At 43.1% G+C, this 21,600-nt stretch carries 28 protein-coding genes and 1 pseudogene; 20 read left to right on the forward strand and 9 right to left on the reverse strand.

The window, feature by feature from the left end; translation table 11 throughout:
* Positions 1-75: 75 nt before the first annotated feature.
* Complete coding sequence (locus O9290_RS09580) at positions 76-438, forward strand: helix-turn-helix domain-containing protein (protein WP_288086966.1); 363 nt, start codon at positions 76-78, stop codon at positions 436-438.
* A 168-nt stretch (positions 439-606) separates the two neighbouring features.
* On the opposite strand, the gene O9290_RS09585 is transcribed toward O9290_RS09580, so the two are convergent.
* Complete coding sequence (locus O9290_RS09585; protein ID WP_130757012.1) at positions 607-960, reverse strand: helix-turn-helix domain-containing protein; 354 nt, start codon at positions 958-960, stop codon at positions 607-609.
* A 746-nt stretch (positions 961-1,706) separates the two neighbouring features.
* On the opposite strand from O9290_RS09585, the gene O9290_RS09590 reads away from it, so the two are divergent.
* The 11 genes and pseudogenes from O9290_RS09590 (at position 1,707) to O9290_RS09635 (ending at position 8,900) form a co-directional block, all read left to right on the forward strand.
* Complete coding sequence (locus O9290_RS09590; RefSeq protein ID WP_288086969.1) at positions 1,707-2,753, forward strand: hypothetical protein; 1,047 nt, start codon at positions 1,707-1,709, stop codon at positions 2,751-2,753.
* Between the two features lie 9 nt (positions 2,754-2,762).
* Entirely contained in the window at positions 2,763-3,500 is a 738-nt protein-coding gene (locus tag O9290_RS09595) for a hypothetical protein (RefSeq protein WP_288086972.1), read from the forward strand.
* Complete coding sequence (locus O9290_RS09600) at positions 3,487-3,915, forward strand: hypothetical protein (RefSeq protein ID WP_288086974.1); 429 nt, start codon at positions 3,487-3,489, stop codon at positions 3,913-3,915. Before O9290_RS09595 ends, O9290_RS09600 begins: the two co-directional genes overlap by 14 nt.
* Before the next feature lie 16 nt (positions 3,916-3,931).
* Positions 3,932-4,399, forward strand: coding sequence for an ASCH domain-containing protein (locus O9290_RS09605; RefSeq protein ID WP_288086976.1), 468 nt, complete (start codon positions 3,932-3,934; stop codon positions 4,397-4,399).
* A gap of 26 nt (positions 4,400-4,425) precedes the next feature.
* Positions 4,426-4,521, forward strand: a pseudogene (locus O9290_RS28455) (AcrVA2 family anti-CRISPR protein); the annotation flags it as partial.
* A 778-nt stretch (positions 4,522-5,299) separates the two neighbouring features.
* On the forward strand, positions 5,300-6,397 hold the full coding sequence (locus O9290_RS09610) for an RRXRR domain-containing protein (RefSeq protein WP_288086977.1): 1,098 nt from the start codon (positions 5,300-5,302) through the stop codon (positions 6,395-6,397).
* Between the two features lie 94 nt (positions 6,398-6,491).
* Positions 6,492-7,094, forward strand: a complete 603-nt coding sequence (locus O9290_RS09615; protein ID WP_159249870.1) for a nucleotide-binding protein — start codon at positions 6,492-6,494, stop codon at positions 7,092-7,094.
* Entirely contained in the window at positions 7,091-7,384 is a 294-nt protein-coding gene (locus O9290_RS09620) for a hypothetical protein (RefSeq protein ID WP_288032806.1), read from the forward strand. The genes O9290_RS09615 and O9290_RS09620 overlap by 4 nt, the downstream gene beginning before the upstream one ends.
* 140 nt (positions 7,385-7,524) lie before the next feature.
* Positions 7,525-8,079 (forward strand): hypothetical protein, encoded by a 555-nt coding sequence (locus O9290_RS09625; RefSeq protein ID WP_288086979.1) that lies wholly within the window; start codon positions 7,525-7,527, stop codon positions 8,077-8,079.
* Positions 8,080-8,232: 153 nt separating this feature from the next.
* Positions 8,233-8,670 (forward strand): putative toxin-antitoxin system toxin component, PIN family, encoded by a 438-nt coding sequence (locus tag O9290_RS09630; RefSeq protein ID WP_288032809.1) that lies wholly within the window; start codon positions 8,233-8,235, stop codon positions 8,668-8,670.
* Positions 8,667-8,900, forward strand: coding sequence for a hypothetical protein (locus tag O9290_RS09635; protein ID WP_045356648.1), 234 nt, complete (start codon positions 8,667-8,669; stop codon positions 8,898-8,900). The genes O9290_RS09630 and O9290_RS09635 overlap by 4 nt, the downstream gene beginning before the upstream one ends.
* Positions 8,901-9,058: 158 nt before the next feature.
* Here O9290_RS09635 and O9290_RS09640 read toward each other — a convergent pair whose 3' ends face one another.
* Together O9290_RS09640 and O9290_RS09645 are read right to left on the reverse strand one after the other, a co-directional pair.
* A complete protein-coding gene (locus tag O9290_RS09640; RefSeq protein ID WP_288032810.1) occupies positions 9,059-9,409 on the reverse strand; it encodes a hypothetical protein in 351 nt (116 codons plus the stop codon).
* 53 nt (positions 9,410-9,462) lie between these two features.
* Positions 9,463-10,020: a tyrosine-type recombinase/integrase gene (locus tag O9290_RS09645; protein WP_288086981.1), complete on the reverse strand. Its 558-nt coding sequence runs from the start codon at positions 10,018-10,020 to the stop codon at positions 9,463-9,465.
* A gap of 147 nt (positions 10,021-10,167) precedes the next feature.
* Here O9290_RS09645 and O9290_RS09650 point away from each other — a divergent pair, with 147 nt between their 5' ends.
* The 7 genes from O9290_RS09650 to O9290_RS09680 are packed head-to-tail and all read left to right on the forward strand — an operon-like array spanning position 10,168 to position 13,710.
* Complete coding sequence (locus O9290_RS09650; RefSeq protein WP_002757519.1) at positions 10,168-10,392, forward strand: AbrB/MazE/SpoVT family DNA-binding domain-containing protein; 225 nt, start codon at positions 10,168-10,170, stop codon at positions 10,390-10,392.
* Positions 10,392-10,676 (forward strand): type II toxin-antitoxin system death-on-curing family toxin, encoded by a 285-nt coding sequence (locus O9290_RS09655; RefSeq protein ID WP_288086983.1) that lies wholly within the window; start codon positions 10,392-10,394, stop codon positions 10,674-10,676. Before O9290_RS09650 ends, O9290_RS09655 begins: the two co-directional genes overlap by 1 nt.
* 32 nt (positions 10,677-10,708) lie before the next feature.
* Entirely contained in the window at positions 10,709-11,302 is a 594-nt protein-coding gene (locus O9290_RS09660) for an IS607 family transposase (RefSeq protein ID WP_288087001.1), read from the forward strand.
* The gene (locus O9290_RS09665) at positions 11,274-12,512 is read left to right on the forward strand and encodes an RNA-guided endonuclease InsQ/TnpB family protein (protein WP_288086984.1); all 1,239 of its coding nucleotides are present in this window, start codon (positions 11,274-11,276) and stop codon (positions 12,510-12,512) included. Before O9290_RS09660 ends, O9290_RS09665 begins: the two co-directional genes overlap by 29 nt.
* Entirely contained in the window at positions 12,488-12,694 is a 207-nt protein-coding gene (locus tag O9290_RS09670; protein ID WP_288086985.1) for a hypothetical protein, read from the forward strand. The genes O9290_RS09665 and O9290_RS09670 overlap by 25 nt, the downstream gene beginning before the upstream one ends.
* On the forward strand, positions 12,672-13,358 hold the full coding sequence (locus tag O9290_RS09675; protein WP_288086987.1) for a GIY-YIG nuclease family protein: 687 nt from the start codon (positions 12,672-12,674) through the stop codon (positions 13,356-13,358). Before O9290_RS09670 ends, O9290_RS09675 begins: the two co-directional genes overlap by 23 nt.
* A 58-nt stretch (positions 13,359-13,416) precedes the next feature.
* The gene (locus O9290_RS09680) at positions 13,417-13,710 is read left to right on the forward strand and encodes an HNH endonuclease signature motif containing protein (RefSeq protein WP_288000311.1); all 294 of its coding nucleotides are present in this window, start codon (positions 13,417-13,419) and stop codon (positions 13,708-13,710) included.
* A 121-nt stretch (positions 13,711-13,831) separates the two neighbouring features.
* On the opposite strand, the gene O9290_RS09685 is transcribed toward O9290_RS09680, so the two are convergent.
* From O9290_RS09685 to O9290_RS09710, 6 genes are all read right to left on the reverse strand, one after another.
* Positions 13,832-14,377, reverse strand: coding sequence for an NUDIX hydrolase (locus O9290_RS09685; RefSeq protein WP_288086989.1), 546 nt, complete (start codon positions 14,375-14,377; stop codon positions 13,832-13,834).
* 26 nt (positions 14,378-14,403) lie between these two features.
* Positions 14,404-15,117: a DUF559 domain-containing protein gene (locus tag O9290_RS09690; protein ID WP_288086992.1), complete on the reverse strand. Its 714-nt coding sequence runs from the start codon at positions 15,115-15,117 to the stop codon at positions 14,404-14,406.
* A 14-nt stretch (positions 15,118-15,131) separates the two neighbouring features.
* Positions 15,132-15,257, reverse strand: a complete 126-nt coding sequence (locus O9290_RS09695) for a hypothetical protein (RefSeq protein WP_255520653.1) — start codon at positions 15,255-15,257, stop codon at positions 15,132-15,134.
* 99 nt (positions 15,258-15,356) lie between these two features.
* Positions 15,357-18,641 (reverse strand): helicase-related protein, encoded by a 3,285-nt coding sequence (locus O9290_RS09700; RefSeq protein ID WP_288086995.1) that lies wholly within the window; start codon positions 18,639-18,641, stop codon positions 15,357-15,359.
* Between the two features lie 3 nt (positions 18,642-18,644).
* The gene (locus O9290_RS09705) at positions 18,645-19,457 is read right to left on the reverse strand and encodes a KilA-N domain-containing protein (RefSeq protein WP_288086997.1); all 813 of its coding nucleotides are present in this window, start codon (positions 19,455-19,457) and stop codon (positions 18,645-18,647) included.
* 49 nt (positions 19,458-19,506) lie between these two features.
* Positions 19,507-20,205, reverse strand: a complete 699-nt coding sequence (locus O9290_RS09710) for a hypothetical protein (RefSeq protein WP_288086999.1) — start codon at positions 20,203-20,205, stop codon at positions 19,507-19,509.
* Between the two features lie 271 nt (positions 20,206-20,476).
* Between O9290_RS09710 and O9290_RS09715 the strand changes: the two genes are divergently transcribed.
* On the forward strand, positions 20,477-21,319 hold the full coding sequence (locus O9290_RS09715) for an IS4 family transposase (RefSeq protein ID WP_230401060.1): 843 nt from the start codon (positions 20,477-20,479) through the stop codon (positions 21,317-21,319).
* The last annotated feature ends 281 nt before the right edge of the window (positions 21,320-21,600 follow it).

Here is a 21,600-nt window from a genome sequence, read left to right on the forward strand (position 1 = left end):
TGCAAAGGTGTCTTGTCATTCGCTAACAATATAATTATAATATAATAAGTTCACAGTAGGTAGAAAAATTAATTTATGTTTCAAGAAGCCCTAGACAAGACATTGAGATATCGGGGCATCGCCGGAAAACAAATCGCAGAACGTACTGGGATTAGTCCTAGCTATGTGTCCGAGATTCGCTCTGGTAAAAGAAATCCTTCGTTGGAGATGTTTGAACGATTGCTGGACGCAGCCGAGGAGATCGCACCGGGCAGCCGAGAATACTTTGCGGGCTGTCTTACCGGAGGAACCCTAAAGGTTAGCGTCGATTACTTAGCCGCCAACTTGGAAGATGAAGAGTTGGCTAATTTGGTGCTTGCCCGGAGCAAGTACCTGAAAGGATTGGCACAAAAAAAAGCCGCCGACCCCATCGAATCCTTAACTCTTGAGTCGGTCTAAAAAAATAAACTAAACAATACACACTAACAACCAGTACAAAACTATTCCCTAGTAAAGAACCGAAGAGTTTATTAAGGGATAAGTTGTATTAAAAATCTCGATCGCCCAGTCTAACTCCGCAAACGGTGAGGACTTCGCTTCCCGTTCCACCCGTTCTCGATCGGTTCTCTAAGACATGATCAGACTTTGCTGCAAGTAGTTGATCGTTTCCCGATCTTTTTTGAACTTTTCGGCAATGGCAACCATGAGACGATCAGCACCGATTATCTCAATTAAATCTTCTAAATTCGGTTCGGAGCCTCCCGACACCAACAAACCAAAGTAACGGCGGGAACCAGGAGCAAGTTCTTCCATCCCATCGAGAAGCTTCTCTAAGGTATCCTCGCTGATCCAGTTCTTCCCGTTCCTAAAAGAACTTATATGGGGCGTTCCGATCCCCGACACCTCGGAAAGATCCTTACCACTAATCTTGAAATAATCTTGGGTTGTTTTAAAGGCTTGCCTAATTGTTAACTTTTGCATACTCACCGACTCAAATGCGAATTAATTAGTTGATAATTAGTCTAGCAAACAAATATAACTGATTTTCGCACGATCAGAACCACTCATACCGATTATGACACGGAAACTACAAGTTGTGAAAATACTGGGGCATTTTAAGGAATTTTTAAGCTTCCTTCCGATTGACCCGTTCGGATGGGTTCGTCCCGTTCGCGACCGAGAGGATTAGCCCAAAAAAACAAGCCCCAATCTGGTTAGGGAACGGGGCAAGAAAATGACTTCTTCATTAGATGTACCTATCTAGAAGTAACCGTCGAGATCGATTTGTCGAAACGCAACTTTCGGGATCGGTTCATCGGGGTTCATCTTTTGAGATTCATCCTCTGAAATTCATTCTTTTACAGTGTGACTATTTTGAAATCCTCGCCGCACTTTTAGGGCGGCGATTCCTAAACCTCACGATTTAAGTTTCTGCTTCCACCACCGTCGCATACCACAGTTAAAAAACCATGTACTGTCTTACACAGAGTCCACAGACTTTCGCCCCATTTCAGAAGCCCGATTCCGTGTGTCCCACGGTACGTTGACCGCCTATAGCTTCTTGTACTTGTTGCGCGCGACTTTTTACCCGGCCAAGCTTTTCTGGTCGGAACCCCCTAAGCCGAGTTTTCAAGGTGCTGCGCCGTCCACTTGGTTTTCGAGACTGGCCTTTTAATTCTAACGTAAAGCCAACCTAGAACGGCGGGGTTTCAGACCCAAAATTTCCGATGACACGGATCGAGCAAAAATTTTACCCTCTAACGGCGGAAATATCCCAAAAGCTCAGACACTCCAATTTAACAGCCGCCGAGTGGAGACTATGGAGTTACCTAGTCGAGTTGGATCCCTTCGGTGATCGCTACTCCGAACTGCCGGATACGTTCACGATCATGCAGGCGGTGAACATTAAAAAAACCACCTTTTACACGGCGATCGCTAAATTTCAGCAGTTGGGACTATTCGACTTTCAAGATCAAGGTTTTTCTTTCCGTAATCTTCGGGGGGTAGCCAAACGGGGAAACCCGGTTCGATTTGTTGAAAAGGTTGCCGAAAACTCGGAAAACGATACGGAAAAACGGAACCCAGTTCGATTTCTCGGAAACTTTTCCGAATTTTCGGAAAATCAAACCCCGAAACCCTTACAGCAAGAGGAGTCTGCAACTCCTCAGACTATTCAGATTCTTCAAACCATCCAAACCGCAATGGCGGAGGATTTGATTTGTTTGGATAAGGAGGAGGAAAAGGATTTAATTTCTCGGGATGAGAAAGTTATTGTCGAGTCGGAACCAATCCAATGCTCAAACAAAATTAAAGAACCTCTGACGGGGAAACTTCACCAACGACTACGAGAACTCGGAATACCGCTCGATCAAAAAATCCGAGAGGCCATCGATAAATACGGACAATCGAGAGCTTGGCAGGCTATCGCCCATGTGGAGGCGACCCTAGAGACGATAAGAAGTAAGTACGGGGTATTTCTCTATCAGATATCGAAAGAACCACCAGAACAACCTCGCTCCCGTTTGTCGGATGAATTTTTGCGATGGTACGCACAAGTCCGAGGGGAAATCGTCGAGGATGTTGCTCTAGAACTGCTACCCCTAGACCGATACGGAGAGCCACTCCTAAGATTGCGGCATCGACCTGATGAGTTAATCCCGTGGCGACGGGTGGCCGATAAAGACTCAGAACGATCACCTCTGAATATCCGAGAGATGCTCGAAAGTTTCCCACTGCTGAAGTCTCGACTGGGGAGAAAAAAAAATGACTGGTAGCGAACCACCATGCTCAAGCAATTCGATATCTGCAGCGGCATCGGGGTCGGATTCCCTCTCGACCGACGTTTCCCCAGAGTCCGCAACTACGGCGACGCAAATTATCTCCCACTACGAAATATCCGACGGGAACACGGCGAAATCCACCTTCTTACCGCCTCACCCCCCACCCTTTCAAAACGGGGTGATGGAACCGGGGGTGATTGTTTCCCCACTATCAAACGGGCGATCGAATCTTTCCGACCCCGATACTTCTGCATCGCCAGCACCGACAATATCCTCTCCATCCGCAGAAAAGGCTACCAAACCCTCTATCTTCAGCACTTCCTACGTCAGATTGCCCGCCGAACCCTCTATCTTCAGCACTTCCTACGTCAGATTGCCCGCCGAACCTACGATGCGGAATGGCTTACTGTCAATTCAGGACATTTTGGCTCCCCCTTCTTTAGGAGAAAACTTCTGTTTGTGGTCATCGTCAGAGGTTTTATCGATTGGCAACCCGTCACGCCCTGGCCAGAGCAAATTAGAGACACAGTTAAAGAAAGAGGGCGTAATCAAAGAGGACGAACGGTTAAATCCCCGATTTCTCGAAAGCATCTCCTCGATTCCTACGGACTGGACAAACCCCTTGGACAACCGAACAGCAATCCAGTTTCTCGCCACCGACGAATCGCTCTCGCTAATGCCCTCGACCCTCAAATGGCCACCATCGCCCTCGCCCGCATCCTCTACCTTGATTCTCTCTAAAATACCTTTACTAGGGGATACAGATGTATCTTTAACCAGTACAAAAGTATCCCCTAGTAAGGAACCGAAGAGTTTACTAGGGGATACAGATGTATCTTTAACCAGTACAAAAGTATCCCCTAGTAAAGAGGAAACCGAGAATAAACGTCCGCGCCGTCGTAGGGGGGAGGGTTCGGGGTATTTGATCACCACTTATTCTCAACAGGCGAAGTACGGGCGCAAATATCTCCAGACTTTCTATCAAGTCGAATTCGGTAAGCGCAAGCGATCGATCTACCTTGCATCTGAAAAGGTGGATCGGATTCGACAACTCGATCGCATGGGCAGACCGATCGACGGGATACTCGAAGCGATCGATTCCCCCAAAGCGCGGGAGGTTCTAGCGGAGTACAGGGATTTTCTTAAGAACAAATGAGTAAGGAGTTAAGGCATTGGCAATCAAAGCTATAAGTTTGTGGCAACCGTGGGCATCTCTGGTCGCAAACGGTCTCAAACTTTACGAGACGAGGGGATGGCCGACAAAATACCGAGGGGTGTTGGCCATCCACGCCGCCAAACGTCCCCTTTGCAAGCAAGGAAAAAGCTTGATCTCCCATCTCAACCGAGCGTTCAATCTGTCCATCGATGGCGATAAATTACTGTTAGGTGCGATCGTAGCACTCACCGATCTGACCGATTGTTTAGAGATGGTATCCGAGGCGAATGCCACCGACGTGCCAAATTCGATTATTGTCGAATCGGTTTCGGAATTGGAACGGTTGCTCGGCGACTGGCAACCCCAACGATACGCTTGGAAGCTGGAAAATGTCAGGGCGATTGAACCGATACCCTGCTTAGGCAAGCAAAAGCTGTTTACTGTTGAAATAATTACTTCTGATTTTTCGCTAACTGGCGGGTGAGTTAATCTAGTCAGTACCGCACCCATTGGCGCAGAGGGTTTTATCGGTGGCAACCTTACGGCCTCAGAGAACGACCCGATCGCAAACTGATCTGGATCGAGCCAGTTCTAGTTAATGGCTAAACTTTTGACTATTTCTGACCGGCAATCTGGCAATCTGGTTTTACAGAAAACCTGCTTGATCGATCCGAATAATTCTGGTTTTACAAAAAACTGGTTTTAAAGAAAACCGGTTCTTCGTTACTTAGTATGGTTCGATAGGGCGGCATAAATGGACTAAATCTTTATCTGGCAAGAGATTTAATTGATTAGTTCGCTCTAGATCGAAAACAATTAACAAAAATCGCCAAATGTCTTTCTCTATAAGAGTTTCATTCCTTATAACCCTGTACGTTGCATAAGACAAACCGAAGAACCAGAAAACCAGCTTGCGGAGTCGATTTTATTCATCTGGTTTTATGACAATTTGGTTTTACAGAAAACCTGCTTACCAGACATGATTCTAATTTATCTGGTTTTATGGTAATCTGGTTTTACAGAAAAATTTCTTGATCGAGCCGAATAATTCTGGTTTTATGGCAATCTGGTTTTACAGAAAACCAGTTCACGGAATCGATCCAAATGTGACTGCAATTCTGGTTTTAAGGTAATCTGGTTTTACAGAAAACCTGTTTCCAGGAACAAGGGTCACTAACCCCGCCCTAAAAGCGACGGAGCTTGCCTAAACCAATTTAGGCGACGCAAGTAGAGACTACCGCATTGAGACACAATCTGGCACAGACTTCCGAATACTTCCCTAGTTCGGATTACCTCTCAGCTTTATTGGTAAAGCGTTGTTAGACAAGACATCTTGATTGTGTTGCGGAAAGGGACTTTAACTTTACTCTTAAGGATTATCTCCATGGCAAGAGTTCCTGTTATTTCAAAAGACGGAAAGCCGTTGATGCCCACTAAACCCAGTCGGGCCAGACGGTGGATTAAAGAAGGAAAAGCTATCGGCAAATTCAACGACTTAGGTATTTTCTATGTCCAGCTAACCGATGAACCTTCCGATAACAAAACCCAACCGATTGCCATTGGTATTGACCCGGGTAAATTATTCTCTGGAATTGGCGTTCAATCCTCTCTTTTTACTCTTTGGAAGGCTCACCTAGAACTTCCTTTTAAGCGAGTAAAAGAGCGCATGGACAATAGACGGTTAATGCGAAGAGGACGTAGAAAAAGACGGATTAACCGCCAACTTTCTTTTAATCTAAGAGCGCATCGACAAAAACGATTTTCAAATAGAAGAACAGGAAAATTAGCTCCCTCAATCAGAGCTAATCGTCAACTTGAACTTCGAGTCGTTTCCGAACTAACCAAAATCTATCCAATTACCGATATTTACTTTGAGTACATCAAAGCCGATGTTGATTTAACTTCTGGTAGAAAAGGGGCTAAGTCTGGAAAAGGTTTCTCGCCGGTTATGGTTGGACAGAAATGGGCTATTGAGCAACTGTCTCAATTGGCAACAGTCCATACTCGCTTTGGTTGGCAAACCTCTAATCTCAGAAAACATTTGCGACTAGAAAAGTCTAAAAATAAAGCAGAACAATCACCCGAAAGTCATGCTAACGATGGAATTGCTCTTGCCTGTTTTCAATTTTTCGATTATTGGCCATTCCATACTTCTAATGGACATGGATATGATTGGAAGGGTTATGTTAAAGTAACAAACGCTCCCTTTGCTGTCATCAAACGTCCTCCTATTAGTCGTCGTCAACTTCACCTGATGGTTTTTTCTAAGGGTGGTAAACGACGTAAATATGGTGGCTCTACCACAAGACATGGGTTCCGTAAAGGAGATTTAGTTTCTTCTCCCAAAGGAATTGGTTATGTTAGTGGAGATACCGAAAAACAGCTATCTGTAAGCGATACCAGTTGGAAACGATTGGGACAAATAGCTGTTAGCAAGATTCAGTTAATTCGTCGTTCTAACTGTTTAATTGTTTCTCACTAACTTGTATAAAGCCGCCCTCCGCTATCGCTAAAGGGCGGGGTTTCAGACCCATTTTTTCGATGAAAAACAGAAAACCAAAAAACCAGAAAACCAGATGAAAATTATTACCGTTACTGGTTACAAAGGCGGCGTGGGTAAAAGCACCACCGCCGTGCATATCGCCACCTATTTCAGCGATCGAGGTCGGACGGTATTAGTTGATGGCGACCCGAACCGCACCGCTCTGGGTTGGGCGGAGAGGGGGGAGCTTCCCTTCACCGTTGCCGATGAGCGGCAGGCGATGAAGATTATCGGCGGGGCGGACTTCGTTATCATCGACACTCCCGCCCGTCCCCATTCCGACGATCTCAAAGAGTTAGCCAAGGGTTGCGAACTCCTGATCTTGCCCACCGCCCCCGATGTTCTCAGTCTGCAGCCGATGTTGGAAACGGCTAAAGATTTGGGAGACGCTAATTACCGCGCCCTGATCACGATCGTACCGCCGCCCCCAAATCGGGAAGGTGAAATACTACGTCAGGAATTAATCGAGGGCAGTATCCCTGTTTTCAAGTCGATGATTCGCAGAACCGTCGGCTATCAAAAAGCCGCTTTAGCGGGTGTTCCCATTCGCAATCTCGATGATGCTAGGTTAAGAGCGGCATGGAAGGATTACAAAGCTTTGGGAGAGGAAATTTTAGCCATATTAGAGGTTTTATGACGGCGGGCAGATACGGCGATTTAATTAAGAAAGCCAGGGAACCAGAAAACCAGAATACCGGTTTAGAGGAAAGTCAGAATACTGGTTTACCAGAAAACCAAAATACTGGTTTACCAAAAAACCAGAATACCAACTTACCAGAAAACCAGAATGAGCCAGAAGTAAACCTTTGTGTCAAAGTTCCCAAATCCCTTCGGCAACATTGGGCGGCGGAGGCCAAACGGCAGGGAACGACCATGACTGCGGTGATCATGGCAGCCCTTAGCGATCGATTTGGTAAACCAGATTAACAGCAACCAAAAAACCAGATAACCAGATAACTGGAAAATTTTCAGATGTTAGCTAAGGTAATATTAGTTAATAAAGTTGCTGTTTTTGTATGAAGTCGCTTTCCCTGATTGTTTCGGGTTCTATTGTTTGTCTAATGTCTATGCCAGCCAACGCTCAAAATCAGACGGATTATGAAGCTTTGTGTCGGAACCGGGAGTCTTACGGGTTTTCTCAAGAGGAGTGCGATCGTTGGATTAGAGAACAAAACCAGCGTTCTCCTACTAATTCTTCTGGCAATGGCCGATCGACCGTCAATTCCGCTTTTATCGGGGAGAAAGTCTATAAACTGCGTTTGAGGGATGCCCCTACCGGCAACATTGGTCAGCAAAGCATTTTTTCTCCTGGTGATCTCGATCGGGAGGAGTGGGTAGTAGTTACTTTGATCAACAATCAGAGAGTCAAGGTACGTCATGCCACCAATGTAATGAACAAGTTTTGGGGAACCCGTAAGTGGTACGATCATCCGGCCACAGCCATTCGATTATGTGCGATCAACGGTTTTGATACTACCGATTGTGTGACGGCTCAGGGCGAAACGATTGATTTGCCAGAGGGAAAAACCATTAATGATGTTCAGATCGATTTCAAGTATGTGGAGGGCGGTTCTGTCTATACCCGCACAGTACAAATCGCACCGGGTACTTTACCCGATTGAACTCCAATGGAAATGGCTGTTGGTGACGGCGTTTTTCTCTGTAGCCAGCAAAGATACGGGGCATACCGATTCCGAACCAGAGATAGATGATAGGGTTGCTAATTTGTATGGGTTGACTGCTGAGGAAATGAAGACTATTAGGGGGGATTAATTATGACAGAAACTCCTTATCAAATAGTCATTGATACTAACGTAATCTTAGCCGGATTGCTCTCTAATAAAGGAGCATCCTATAAACTCTTAACCATACTCAATGACCAACACTTTCAAATCAATGTATCTGCCACCCTAGTTTTTGAGTACGAAGAAATACTAAAAAGAGAACAACAACAAATAGATTTAAACAATGAAGACATAGATAACATTATTAATGGAATTTGCCATCTAGCCAACCATCACGAAATCTTTTATATTTGGCGACCATTAGCCAAAGACAAAAATGATGACTTTCTGATAGACTTAGCTTTCAAATGTCAAGCTAATTTTATAATCAGTTACAATCAAAGAGACCTAAAACCCATTGAAAAATTCGGCATTTTTATTTTAACACCCAAACAATTTTTACGATTACTAGGAGAAATAAAACCATGAAACTAAGCACAAACATTCCAGATGTTTTATATCAACAAATTGAAACCTTAGCCAATAAACAAAACATACCAGTAGAGCAACTGGTAACAATGGCTTTATCTGCCCAAATATCCTCTTGGATGACTAAAGATTATCTAGAAGAAAAAGCACAACAGGGAAGTTGGGAGAAGTTTCAACAAGCATTAGCTAAAGTTTCAGATAGAGAGCCAGAAGAATATGACAGATTGTAACTTAATTCAATTTTATATTGATGATAAGGTTGCTAATTTGTATGGGTTGACTGCTGAAGAATAACCATGTCTAAGTCTAATTGGTTATCTAGATTTGTTAACTTCAAAATGTTTAAGGAAATAGTTAAAGACGGCATAGTAGCAGTAATCGCATAATGTCAATCAGATTCCCAACCGCCGCATTCTGGGCATTGCCAAATATCTCGCGGGGTGGGACTGCTGGTAAAGATATGTTGGCAATCGGGACAAACACCCGTAAAGAAGGGATGAGTGTCTAATATTTTCTCCTGTTCTTCTCGCGTGTAACGGCAGAGTCGATCCGGTATCAATTCGTCACCGTACCACGAATACCCGACTGGCGACCACAGTTCTTTGTCCTCGATCGCTTCCGGGTCGGGGCGGAAATCGGGACACTTTTCTGTTTCTAGCCCTTCGGGATGGACGGCACAGACGAAGTAGATTTGATGGGTATATAGCAGACAACGATCGCAATCAGGAATTTTGCTCATCTTAATTTTCGGTCAACTCTAACTATTGAATCAACGGGAAGCGGGTCAACTCCTTAGACTAATAGGCCAACGGCAGCCCCGATCTGCTCATCGCTGACCTCTAGGTATCTTTGTAGAACTTCCAGACTACTGTGACCGCTGATTTTTTGGATTACCCGGAGCGGCACACCCCGGTTACTCATCATGGTCAAAGCCGACCTACGGAAGCTGTGGGTCGAGACTCCTTTTAGTCCCGCCCGTTCGCAAGCGTTTCTTAGGATCAGGTCGGCACTCGATCTATGCAGGTGTCCTTTTTCTCTAGCGTTGTGGAAGGAAGGAAAAAGGTAACTATCGGGTTGAAATTCTTGCAGGTAAAGGTCGAGGATTTTCCGCAGAACCGGATTGACGGGGATAGAACGAGTTCCCTTCTTGCCTTTGGTGGTGGACTTCCTGAAGGTGATCGCCGCCCCCACATCGTTGACGGTCAGTTGCAGTGCCTCCGATATCCTGCAGCCAGTATGGAAACAGATGCCAAATAGACATCTATCCCGATCGTTATCGAAACCAGCGAACAGACGATCTAGTTCGACTTGAGAGAGAATTTTAGCTTGTCCGTTACCGTTAACTTTCACGATACTTCTGTTCTACTCGACAATACTGCACTATCGTCTAGTATAATGCCGCCAGTCGCTCGGAAGTCTTTTTCTTTAAAATAATTCTTTGGGCAGTTAGTTATGTTATAACATTTGTCATAACATAATTACGGAAGGTCATAGATTATGACAAGTCTAACGCTCCGAAAAATCGGCAATTCCATAGGTGTGATCTTACCGAAAGAGGTTTTATCCCGACTGAACGTAGAGGAAGGAGATCAGATTTATATCACGGAATCACCAGATGGATACAGAATTTCTGGCTTTGATCCCGATTTTGAAGAAACCATGAAAGCTTTTGAAGATACTTACTCTCAGTACCGCAACGCCTTCAAGGAACTCGCCAAATAATGATCGAGGAACCGAAATGGTTATCGAGCGATGCGGTTCAGGTGATTCAGGAAACTTTAATCGCTCGAACTGGGGGGACTCAGGGAGTTTTGAACCTAACCCTGTTGGAGTCCACTGTCAATAAACCAAAATTCTTTTTCCAGTACGAACCCGAATCATCGATTTTTAAGTTAGCGGCGGCCTATGGCTACGGTTTTGTCAAAAATCATTGCTTCTGCGATGGTAATAAACGTATTGTAAAGTTTTGTAAAAAGTATATGCAAATGACTGCAAACAACTGCTAATATGGTTAGTGCAAGTTTACATTGCAGTTCACATAAAACTATCAGATTATGCTAAGAAAAAAGGGATCAGTTATGACACTGCTTGGAGAATGTGGAATCGAGGGCAGTTACAAGGAGAACGTCTTCCTACAGGAACAATTATTATTTTTGAAGATGACCGTTCTTGCGGTGAAAATAAAGTAGCTATTTATGCGCGAGTTTCTAGTTCAGAAAATAAATCTAACTTAGAGACTCAGGCAAAAAGATTGGAAGCTTATTGTATTGCGAAAGGCTATCAAATTGTTCGAGTAGTTAAAGAAGTAGGAAGTGGAGTCAATGATCATCGAAAGCTATTATTAAAACTTCTAGAACAAACTGATTATAATTTGATTGTCGTAGAACATAAAGATCGTTTAAGCAGAGTAGGGTTTAATTATCTGAAAGTTCTTTTAACTCAAACAAATAGATATCTAGAGGTCGTTAATCTAGCAGAAGAAAGAAAAGACGATTTAAGGCAAGACTTCGTGAGCATAATTACCTCATTTTGCGCTCGATTATACTCATTAAGACGACGAAATAGAAAGACAGAATGTTTAATTAAATGCCTTGAGGAGAATGATGAAATTAGTTCAAAAACATCTAATTAAATTTAATCACAAAAATTATTCAGTAATTGATAAATTAGGATTTTTATCGAAGAATCTGTATAATTGTGCTGTTTATTTAAACCGTCAAGTTTTCTTTTCACATCAACCATTTTTAACAATGACTGAGTTACATCATGCCTTAAAAATGAGTCCAGATTATCAAGCCTTACCCGCCAAAGTAAGTCAGTTAGTATTAAAGCAAGTAGAAAAAACCTTTAAATCCTACCAAAAAGCGAAAGAACAATACAAAAAATCGCCAGATAAATTTACAGGAGAGCCTAAGTTGCCAAGATACAAAGACAAGGAAAAAGGTAGAAACGTTTTAACTTATAACTATCAAGCCATTTCTCAAAAAGCGTTGAAGCAAGGTTTAATCAAGCTATCAGGGACTAATTTAGAATTTAAAACTAATTTAAAGAAAGTCTTAGAGGTCAGGATTATTCCTAAATTGGGTGCTTATTGTTTAGAGATTGTCTATGAACAACCAGCCTCATCAAGTCAAGAGGGAGAAAGATATGCTTTTATCGATTTAGGCTTAAATAACCTAGCTGCTGTTACCTCTAATATTCCCGAATTTCAGCCAACTTTAGTATGTGGAAAAGCCTTAAAATCCTGCAATCAAAAGTACAACAAGACACTAGCTAAACTCAAATCGGAATTACCCAGTCTACAGAAGACCAGTAAAAGAATACAAGGTTTAACTTTAAAGCGTAATTGCCAGGTGGATTATTACCTCCACACCGCTAGTAAATATATTATTGATAAATTACTAGCTCATCAAATTAACCTTTTAGTTATTGGTCATAATCAAGGCTGGAAACAAAACATTAATATTGGAGATAGAAATAACCAGTCATTCGTAAATATTCCTCATTCAAGGTTTATCGAACAACTTACCTATAAAGCAAATTTAGTAGGAATAGAGGTCAAAACAACTAATGAAAGCTATACCTCTAAATGTAGTTTCTTAGACTTAGAGTCTATTCAAAAGCAAAAAAGCTATTTAGGCAAGAGAATTAAAAGAGGACTATTCAGAAGCTCGTCGGGTTATTTCTATGGAGCAGATATTAATGGTTCCTTAAATATTGGAAGAAAGGTAGTCGGAGAGGCCGCCTTTAGCGGGAATCCGATAGAGAGGTTCGTAGTTAACCCAGTACGGGTCAAAGCGTACAAAGCTAATTCTAGATGCAATATTTGCGTACAGAATTAGTAACTATAGCTCTGGCTACCGTTTCAATTTTTTTGCGAAAGAACGGCTATCGCTTGAACGCCAGTGAAGCGGAAACGGTCAGTTTCTTTCTCGGTCTTGCGGGCGCTCTCGAAACCTATGAGGAGGGTTTCGCCAGATTGACTGATTGGATCGAACAATATGCGATCGAACTGGAAGATTAACCACGGAGACTGTTCTAACACCTCTGAGTCTAACGGTAAGGAAACGGAAAATATGTCAGACAATATGGCTAATTCGCTCTCATCAAGTCAAATACCTTTAAGTTTATTCGTTGCGGGCGGCGACGATCAAAGGGAGAAAGCCACCCAGATGAGCGAGGATTTCCTATTCGCTTGGAAGGAGAGGATTGCAGACTATCAACGACAGGTGAGAGAGGGAAAGACGGCGATCGAGCAACCGACTTTATTCGATCTACCGCAGACCACATGGCACACTGCCGATGAGATCGATCCTTTTTCTTTACCGCGTCACCCCTCGGACTTCTATCGCCGTCCCGACATCGAACCCCCCGACGATTCCAATCAAGGCTGCCTCTATTTCCAGATCGACCATGTTAGTAACATCGTACTGTATGTCGGAGAGACGAAGTTGAGCGCCCGCCGGCGTTGGTTGGGTTCCCACGATTGTAAGGATTACGTTCTTAGCTATATCGAGTTACACCGCCGCTACGATCTCGATGTGGCCGTTAATGCTTCCTTTTGGTATCATGTTCCACCCCAAAAAAAGATACTACAGCAGTGGGAACGGGAGCTTATTTTTAAGTGGCGACCTCCTTTCAACAAGGAGATGTGGGAGTTCTACGGGCAACCGTTCGGGAAACTCTAGCTACCGACAAATGCCGTCGTTTCTGTTAGGATAGACAGTAGCGATCGCTAAGATAGTTATGATGGGAAGAAACCGTTATCCCGATAATTGGGGGGAAATTGCCGCTAGGGTCAAGGAAAAAGCCGGCTGGAAATGTCAGTGCTGCGGGATGCAGTGTTTGCGACCGGGGGAAAATGTCAGCGACCTGACCATTTCCGAGCGCTCGATCCGCAAACTGGCCGTACACCACCACAACCGACAACCAGAGGATAATCGCCCCGAAAATCTGATCGCCCTCTGTAGCGCCTGTCACCTTGAGCGCCACAAGTTCCGGCTCGGTTCCGTGTCTATCGGTCAGTTGTCGTTATTTTAGTCCGGTAATAAGAGGACAAAACGGCATCACGTTCTATCTCTAGTGTCCATCCGTTAGAGCGATCGAATACCCCCATCGTTCCCGCCACCGTATCTAACCTTTACTAGGGGATAATTTTGTACTATCCTTCGATTTGTTTTAACCACCATTCCAGCAGGACGGCGCGGCATTGTAAGCAGGTGAGGGACTTCAACAAATCGCTGACTCCGATCGCATTAGCGGGATAGGTCAATAGTTCGCTGGTAGATAAGCCGCCGTCGATATCGGCAGTAAAACCGTAAAGTTTCTGGTTGGAAAAGGAGCTATTTACTGCCCAACCTGCGCTGTTTAGGGGAGTTAATCGGGTCATTGCCGTTGCTTCAATTCCCAATTCTCGTTTTAGAGTCATCAACGCCGCCTCGTGATGGTCTTGCCCCTCGGAAATCCGACCACCAGGGAAATCGAGGGTTATTTGTCCCAGTCCGGGGCGATAACTGGGAGCGGGCAGCAGTATCATCGAGTTTTGAACGGGCAGAACAATGACGGAATCAGCTTTTTCAACCCGCCAATACTCTAATGACCGTCCTCGATCGTCTTGCAGGTGTTCCCCGATCAGGGTCAACCAGCGACAACGAAGTTCTAAAAAGCGATCGTTTACTGGCCATGCCGGACTCGATGGTTGTTGCATTTTTAACCTACTCTATATGGAAGCTGTTAAAACAGATTCAAGAACTCCTCGATCGCCGTGTCGGGGGACTCCATACATTCTTGGGCTGTAAACCTTGCGGTGGCGATTCCTTCTCGCAAAAGCAACCGGTCTCTTATGTAGTCGCGATGGGTCTGGCCATTTTCTTGATGGTGTTTACCATCGATTTCCAAGCTGATGCACTTCCCTTTATGAAAGACCAAGAAATCTATCTCTAGTCTTCCCGTCATGGTAGATGCCGAGAGGGGAGAACCCTGACCACCTATCCGCCCCCTCGCATTGCCGAAAAATAACAAACCCCTTCTATCCAAAGCTTCAGCGATTTTTACTTCCACGGGCGATCGAAACATCATCCCGCCCCACTCGGTCGTTCCATTGTTGCTCCGACCGACGACGATGGCGCTTCCCCTAACGATTTGCTCGATCCTTTCCTGCCAATGCTCATCGAAAAACAACCGCCACCAGTGTTGAGTGCCGTGACCATCCCTCTGATCGGCGTAGGCGAGGTGCAGGTTCGGCTTGATCTCCATGTAGAACCCCGGCCTGGTTTTGGGATAAAGCCATTGATTGATCCGTTTCCTGAGATTTTTCTCCTTGTTAGCACTCAAGGCAACAAAAAAATCTAACAGTTGTGAGGTTCTCAATTCTCGCAATAGGGGAAGCTTCCCACCGATAGAAACCAATTCGCCGCTATTTTCGGTTCCTTCATCGTTAAATTCCATAGAATAGAGCATTTCTAAGCGGAAATAGCAGAGCGGAAATGGCTAGTGATTCCCAAGCCAATCCCAGAAACGAGGAGAAGATTCACGTCTAATTCCCTTCGATCCGATTTGAGCGAGTTTAAAACAAATTTGGCTTTCATAATCGATATTGAACAGGTTGATAGATTTTCATCGGGTTTCTCTAATTTTGTGATCCTCTCAAATAGTCAGACCGCAATTTCCTCATTATCGCTCTATCTTTATTCCGGTTTAAACCATTCGTAACAAACTAATTGAATATCTTCTTCTCTGATAATTTTGAGGGGACTTTCTTCTTTTTTTTCCTCGATCTCATTATACAAGTCATTATCGACAAAATACTCATCTAGTTCGGCTATTAACGTGTTTAAGTCTTGTTTTTGAACGTATTTATCCCAAATTGTCTTAATGTCTCGTTCGTAGATTTTTAGATTTACGGTGTTAATTACTTGCAAGATTTGTACTTTAGTTTTCTGATCTTCAGGCTGATTTTCCAGTAAATTTGGCTGAATTAGGGCATGATGAATCTTTTGTATCAGTTTACTCAAGCTAGGTTTGAGTTTGTTGCTGGTATGCTGTCTTCTCAAGGATTCGAGCAGGTTATTGGTTGCCGTGGTCAGGATGCGGAAAATGGCAGTATCGAACTGGACGGGTGGTAAGTCCTCTGGTGGGGGAAAGTCAGATTCTTTGCACTTAATCCAGTTAAAGATTTTACGCTTGTCTGTCACCAGTAAAGACAGTTCGGTGGAGATATGTCCTCGCAGGCTAGGATAAAACTGCCAGAAATGTCTATCCCTTGCTTTAAAGGCGAGGAATAGTCCCCCCTCGCTAAAGGTGTGGTCAGGAATCTTGAAGGTGCGGGTGCTATGAATCCCTAGTGGAATTTCTTCTACAGCTTCCCTTGTCTTCTGTTGGATAAACTCTAGCAGTGGCAATCTCATTTCATCAAGGGAGACTAGATCGGCGGTTTGTTCGAGTTCTTCAAGTATGGCGGCTTTCTCAGCCTCTGTGTCTGCCTGTTTGAGACGATAGAGTTCTTCTAGCGATCGCTCTTGAATGGTTTCTCCCAAGACACTAGCATCTAAACCCACTTCTCGATCGATAGTGGCGATCCGATCCTGCAATCGTCGCACTAGATTGAGTAAAGCTTCTAATCCCTCTTCTGGAAAACAGTTGTAGATGTAGAGGGTGTCATAGTCTGTCCCTAATCTATCAATGCGTCCCGCCCTTTGGATCATTCTAACTGGATTCCAATGCAGGTCATAGTTAACTAAAACCCCCGCATCCTGTAGGTTTTGACCTTCCGATAGAACATCGGTACAGATGAGAATATCAATGGGGTTTTGCTTGAGGGTTTCTAATTCATTATCCTCTTGAGTATTGGCTTTAGGAGAAAACCGTTTGACCTTTTCCTCTCGCTGTTTGCCCGGTGTGTCCCCAGTGATTAACTCGATCGCTGGATTTCCCATGTCTTTCAACCAGTCTTCATCTTTGAGCAGTTCGCTGTGTAAATAATCTGCCGTATCTTTAAAGTAGCTAAAGACTAAAATTCTTTGAGATTTTAGTTTAGTTTTGAGTAATTCTTTAAAAGCCGCTAACTTGCGGTCATGATCTTGATTTTGTACAACTGATTGCTGTATTTTGTCAAGAATGGTTAAGATACCGTTGAGAATAGCTAAGTCCGATTCAATATACGCTCGCAGGTTATCTATTTGATAATCCTTGTGGTCAATTTCTTCTAGTTGACTAATGATAGAACTCATAGATTTTTCAGCATCTTCTTCTTCCATCCCTGCTGCTAAGATTAACTTGCGGAAGTTCTTTGATGAGAGCAGTTTTCCCTGTTGGGTGAGGATTTCGTAGAATTTACTCTGAAAGTCTCTTTGGTTACGAACACTATTTTTAAAGGCAATTAAAGAACTTTCTAATCGTTTTAAATAGAGAGCTTTTTGTAGGGCGACTAAGGCATCATTGCGTTTAACTTCATCTTCATCCTGCTTTTGTTTTTTGCGCTTAAAAGCTTTGATGTTGTAAGGTGCTAAATGAAGCTGGTCGATTCGATCAGCGATGCCAGCATATAACCCAGTAAAGCTACCCTCAAAGTTATAGGTAAACTGTTCTAGCTCTCGCTTGGGAAAGTGAATAAGCTGATTGTTAATCCTGATTTCTTCCCCCGCCTGTTGTCTTCTAATAACGTCCTGACGGCTGCGGCGTACCATTGTTTGAAACAGCAACTCGGTAATCTCTACCCCACCTTTAGCTAAGGCTTTAAAATAAGTTCTTAAATTAGAAATACCGTCCTCTCGATAATAAGTATCATTGCCTCTAGTTAGTAGAGAAATTTGATGATAGAGGTCAAATATGCTATTATTAATGGGTGTAGCAGTAAGTAATAAAACTCGTTTATTGCGCTTACCACTGCTGACCATTTTTAGCAGATTTCGATAGCGATTAGTGGCACTATTACGGAAGTTATGACCCTCATCCACCACCACTAAATCATATTGGCTGAAACGGCGAAGATCAAAGTTTTGACGACTGATCTCCTCATGGGACAAGACATCAGCTTTAATGCCAAATTCATCTAGTTTCTTAATCCAGACTAAATCTCTCAGTTGGGCGGGACAGACCACCAAAGCGCGGGGGACGTAACCGGGACGGCGCAATTTAATCAGGTAATAGTCTAATACTCTCAAGCCAATGTAAGTCTTACCCAAACCCACAGCATCAGCGACGATGCAGCCTCGATGTTTCTCCATCAGTTTGACGGCTCTCTCGAAACCTTCCTGTTGGAAACTAGCTAGTTCTAGGGTGGTGCGCTCCGTTTCCCCCACCATCGCCTCATCCTTAAAAAGTTCGTACAGTGCTTTAAGGAAAACTTGATAGGGTGTATAGGCTTTACTGCCAAATTTGGAAGCGTTGAGGGCATCAATTAGCTTGGTCTTGTAGTCGAGGTCAACACTGGGGTCATTCCAGAACTTCTCAAACCAGTTTTGTCTAAGGTCAGATGCGATCGCTCCCACCTTGTTGATGATGTTTAACTCTGTATTGCCTTGCAGTCCGGCGGGGGTAAAGTTAGATGACCCGACGATGCTGTAATGGTCGAAGATGTAGGCTTTAGCATGAAGGAATTGAGATTTTTCTCCCAATGCTCCAAAGAGTCTGACCTTAACATGGTCTTGTTGTAGGTAAGCGATTACGCGATCGATCTGGTTTTTGTATTCTCTCTTGAAGGGTTCGCCTTCCAACTGCTCTTGGATATTCCTGCGGAAGTAGCGGATAAGGTCAATTCTGTCACTTTCTGCGGGTCTGATGGCGGGGTCGCGCCCGATGAGCAGACGGAAGCTGGTCAGGCGGTTCATGGCTTGTTCGAGGCGCAGCCATGCTTCAATACGGAAGAATCCAGTGGCGATGTCAAGAGTTAGTTGATGCTGTTCCTCAATCAGTTGTTTGAGGATGGTTTCTAGAGTGTGGGTGGAGTTGTCGATGTAGTCGGGGAGGGGCATAAATTAATCACTATTATTTGAGGTAGGCTTAAGTCTTTTATTGATAGGTTTAACCTCATAACCAATAGCTTCTGAAATTAATTGACATTCTTCAGGACTAACAATTTTTCTGACATATTCAGGAAACTTTTCTGGAATATAGGTATCTTGCAACCATTGACGGAACTTACCTAATAATTCAAAAGGATAAATATTGGCTAATCGTTCCCCTCTGCTATCGGGATAATAATGTGTATATTGCTCAAAGTCAGTTTCATAGCCTTCATTTCTTAAATAATGACACCATGCTTTGCCAATTGAGATATCAATAGTTGCTTTATCATGTAGAAGTACACTTTTAGCTTCTAAATCTCTCATTAGTTTGCTTATTTCTTCAAAAATGCACCATGTTCCATTGGGAAGTTTTGTTCTTTGTTCAAATAGCATTAAACGTTGATACCAAACCCGTTGATAAGGATGTAATGAATTTGGTTGTTCGGGAGCTTGACCAGTAAATAGCCACCATTCAGATACCATCATTTCAAATTCTGGTGAGAGCCACATGGCAAAAGATACGGCTAACTGAGGATGAAGCCAAACTTCTCGGCTTTTTCCTTCTCCTCTTTTCTGTATTAGATCATAGACTTCAATACCAGTCTTATCAGATAAAAGTTCTAAATATTCAATCGTTCTATCTTTTTCAAACCAAGCATTTGGATTTCTATATTTGCCTGTTTGTCTTTCATAGGCTTTGGTAAGTTTGCTGGCACTTATGTAACCATCTAGTTGTCTTTGACTGACAACTAAATCACCAACCTGATGTTCAATGTATTGCATTTCATTCTCCTTATAAAGTTATTGTGTGAAAAAATTAATAGTAATTACCTTAAGTTTGATTTCCCCAGATATTCTGGTCATAAATCTTATCTAAAGATGATGCTCCAAAATATCTCTGATACTCTTGGACTGCGAATGAATCCATCATGCCAGCAAGATAATCAATCACTACTCGTTTTCTCATTGGAGCATCTTCTTGAGTATCTTTTGCAATCGCTCTTAATTCTGGCGGCAACAATAATAAGTCTTTATTAAATTTTGCATCGGTATAAACTTCAAAAAGTCCTTTAATAATGCGTTCTCCTTGCTTTTCATAAAGCTGAACGTCCTTTTTTCGTAATAGTGCTTTAAATACTAACTTTTTTAAACCTTCAGCTAATTTGCTTAAAGTCTTGTATCCAAGTTGCTCTGAGCCATCCTGACATTCTACCTTGCCAATATCCCACATTAGTGTGTGAACAATGTTGGATGTTAACTCTTTTCGGATAATAAAGGAATATTCTTCTGATGTCTCAAGGCGTTTTGCTTGGGTTGCTATTTCTCTTGATTTGTCAGCAATGTCTCTAAACTGCTGACTGGCTGACTGGTATTTATCACTAATATCAAATTCGTGCATCATTTCTTCTAAACTGACAAAACCAAAGCTAATAGCATCTTCTAAATCATGAGCGGCATAAGCGATTTCATCAGCTAAATCCATGATTTGAGCGTCGATACTTTTTTTTATATAAGTATGCTTATCATCCATTTGGTCTTGTAAAAATTCATAGTCATCATCATATAAAAACTTTTGGCTCTTCGGTTTGTGTTATGCAATGGACGGGGGTTATAAGGGATGGAACCCTTATAGAGAAAGGCATTGCTTCGATTTTGGCCAATTGTTTTCTATCTAGAGCGAACTAATCAATTAAGTCTCTTGCCAGATAAGGATTTAGTCGATTTATGCCCCCCTATCGAACCATACCAAGTCCCGAAGAGCCAGTGTTATTTGGATAGCCGATGGCTCAACCCTAGAGCAGCTGAGGAAAAGGCTGAAAGCTTCCGAGAAGGAATCTGGGAAATTGGCTGGAAGAATAATGATGATTGTTGAGGCATTTACGCAAGTACCTGTGACAGTATGGTCTCATAAAAATGAGAGATGTAACGATAAAGTATGGGCAGAACAATTAATAAATGAGCTACCTACATCAGGCTTGCTAGTCGTTGACCTAGGCTTTTTTAGTTTTCCGTGGTTTGACCAATTTACTAAGGAAGAAAAATATTTTCTTACCCGCATGAGGGGGAAAACATCTTACCAAATAAAGCAATTTTTGTCCGCAGGAAAACTTTACCGAGATGAGATTATTACCCTCGGTCAGTATCGCTCTAATCCTTGCCATTCGACCGTCAGATTAGTCTCAGTTCTTTGGGGAAATACTTGGTATGATTATTTGACAAACGTGCTTGATTCTGAACAACTATCCGCTGAGGAAGTTTGTGATTTGTATAGAAGAAGATGGCAGATAGAAGAAGCTTTTCTCTTAACTAAGCGACTCTTAGGACTGGCCTATTTATGGGTTGGACTCACTAACGGCGTACAAATCCAAATTCTCACTACCTTGATTTTCTATACTGTTCTCACTCAGATAGTTCAAGATGTGGCTGTAGCTCTCCATCAGCCGCAAGAAAAAATTTCTGTCGAGATGGTTTTTAGAAGCCTTTACTATGTAGCGAAGGCTTTCTCTCGGGGCGAAAACCCAGATGTAATCAGCTATTTAGCCGAACGCGCTCAACTTTTTGGACTGATTAAAGCTGAACGTCAGCGACATCGAGAGAAAGAGGCTCTCCATCGACAACTATGGGAACCTCTTCCCTTAAGTTGACACCAATGACCGCGTTCGCCAAAAAGGTACATTATCAAAGCGCAAGTCCCTAAGTGCAAGAGTGTCTATTCTAACTGAGAAGTTAATTTTGTCCTATTTAAGTAGGTAGTCGTTAAAAATTATCAGACACCCCCCTTATCAAGCTATCCATTAGTCGGATCTTTCTTAACAAAAAGAGAAGAAACTTAAAAAAAGGGGAAACGATTGATAGGTATAGTTTTGAAAGAAGGAATTAAGGTGGAGGTAAGCAAAAAAATGGAGAAATGGGCAGCCCAAGAATT

Source organism: Microcystis sp. LE19-41.2A (genome assembly GCF_027530405.1).
GTDB lineage: Bacteria > Cyanobacteriota > Cyanobacteriia > Cyanobacteriales > Microcystaceae > Microcystis > Microcystis aeruginosa.

What these genes read in the sequence shown, in the direction of transcription:
- O9290_RS09710 (WP_288086999.1), bottom strand. Translation starts at nt 20,205, where the DNA reads ATGGATGATAAGCATACTTATATAAAAAAAAGTATCGACGCTCAAATC.
- O9290_RS09585 (WP_130757012.1), bottom strand. Translation starts at nt 960, where the DNA reads ATGCAAAAGTTAACAATTAGGCAAGCCTTTAAAACAACCCAAGATTAT.
- O9290_RS09635 (WP_045356648.1), top strand. Translation starts at nt 8,667, where the DNA reads ATGAAACTAAGCACAAACATTCCAGATGTTTTATATCAACAAATTGAA.
- O9290_RS09690 (WP_288086992.1), bottom strand. Translation starts at nt 15,117, where the DNA reads ATGGAATTTAACGATGAAGGAACCGAAAATAGCGGCGAATTGGTTTCT.
- O9290_RS09680 (WP_288000311.1), top strand. Translation starts at nt 13,417, where the DNA reads ATGATGGGAAGAAACCGTTATCCCGATAATTGGGGGGAAATTGCCGCT.
- O9290_RS09640 (WP_288032810.1), bottom strand. Translation starts at nt 9,409, where the DNA reads ATGAGCAAAATTCCTGATTGCGATCGTTGTCTGCTATATACCCATCAA.
- O9290_RS09595 (WP_288086972.1), top strand. Translation starts at nt 2,763, where the DNA reads ATGCTCAAGCAATTCGATATCTGCAGCGGCATCGGGGTCGGATTCCCT.
- O9290_RS09670 (WP_288086985.1), top strand. Translation starts at nt 12,488, where the DNA reads ATGCAATATTTGCGTACAGAATTAGTAACTATAGCTCTGGCTACCGTT.
- O9290_RS09685 (WP_288086989.1), bottom strand. Translation starts at nt 14,377, where the DNA reads ATGCAACAACCATCGAGTCCGGCATGGCCAGTAAACGATCGCTTTTTA.
- O9290_RS09580 (WP_288086966.1), top strand. Translation starts at nt 76, where the DNA reads ATGTTTCAAGAAGCCCTAGACAAGACATTGAGATATCGGGGCATCGCC.
- O9290_RS09590 (WP_288086969.1), top strand. Translation starts at nt 1,707, where the DNA reads ATGACACGGATCGAGCAAAAATTTTACCCTCTAACGGCGGAAATATCC.
- O9290_RS09625 (WP_288086979.1), top strand. Translation starts at nt 7,525, where the DNA reads ATGCCAGCCAACGCTCAAAATCAGACGGATTATGAAGCTTTGTGTCGG.
- O9290_RS09650 (WP_002757519.1), top strand. Translation starts at nt 10,168, where the DNA reads ATGACAAGTCTAACGCTCCGAAAAATCGGCAATTCCATAGGTGTGATC.
- O9290_RS09620 (WP_288032806.1), top strand. Translation starts at nt 7,091, where the DNA reads ATGACGGCGGGCAGATACGGCGATTTAATTAAGAAAGCCAGGGAACCA.
- O9290_RS09610 (WP_288086977.1), top strand. Translation starts at nt 5,300, where the DNA reads ATGGCAAGAGTTCCTGTTATTTCAAAAGACGGAAAGCCGTTGATGCCC.
- O9290_RS09615 (WP_159249870.1), top strand. Translation starts at nt 6,492, where the DNA reads ATGAAAATTATTACCGTTACTGGTTACAAAGGCGGCGTGGGTAAAAGC.
- O9290_RS09675 (WP_288086987.1), top strand. Translation starts at nt 12,672, where the DNA reads ATGCGATCGAACTGGAAGATTAACCACGGAGACTGTTCTAACACCTCT.
- O9290_RS09665 (WP_288086984.1), top strand. Translation starts at nt 11,274, where the DNA reads ATGAAATTAGTTCAAAAACATCTAATTAAATTTAATCACAAAAATTAT.
- O9290_RS09655 (WP_288086983.1), top strand. Translation starts at nt 10,392, where the DNA reads ATGATCGAGGAACCGAAATGGTTATCGAGCGATGCGGTTCAGGTGATT.
- O9290_RS09700 (WP_288086995.1), bottom strand. Translation starts at nt 18,641, where the DNA reads ATGCCCCTCCCCGACTACATCGACAACTCCACCCACACTCTAGAAACC.
- O9290_RS09695 (WP_255520653.1), bottom strand. Translation starts at nt 15,257, where the DNA reads ATGAAAGCCAAATTTGTTTTAAACTCGCTCAAATCGGATCGAAGGGAA.
- O9290_RS09705 (WP_288086997.1), bottom strand. Translation starts at nt 19,457, where the DNA reads ATGCAATACATTGAACATCAGGTTGGTGATTTAGTTGTCAGTCAAAGA.
- O9290_RS09630 (WP_288032809.1), top strand. Translation starts at nt 8,233, where the DNA reads ATGACAGAAACTCCTTATCAAATAGTCATTGATACTAACGTAATCTTA.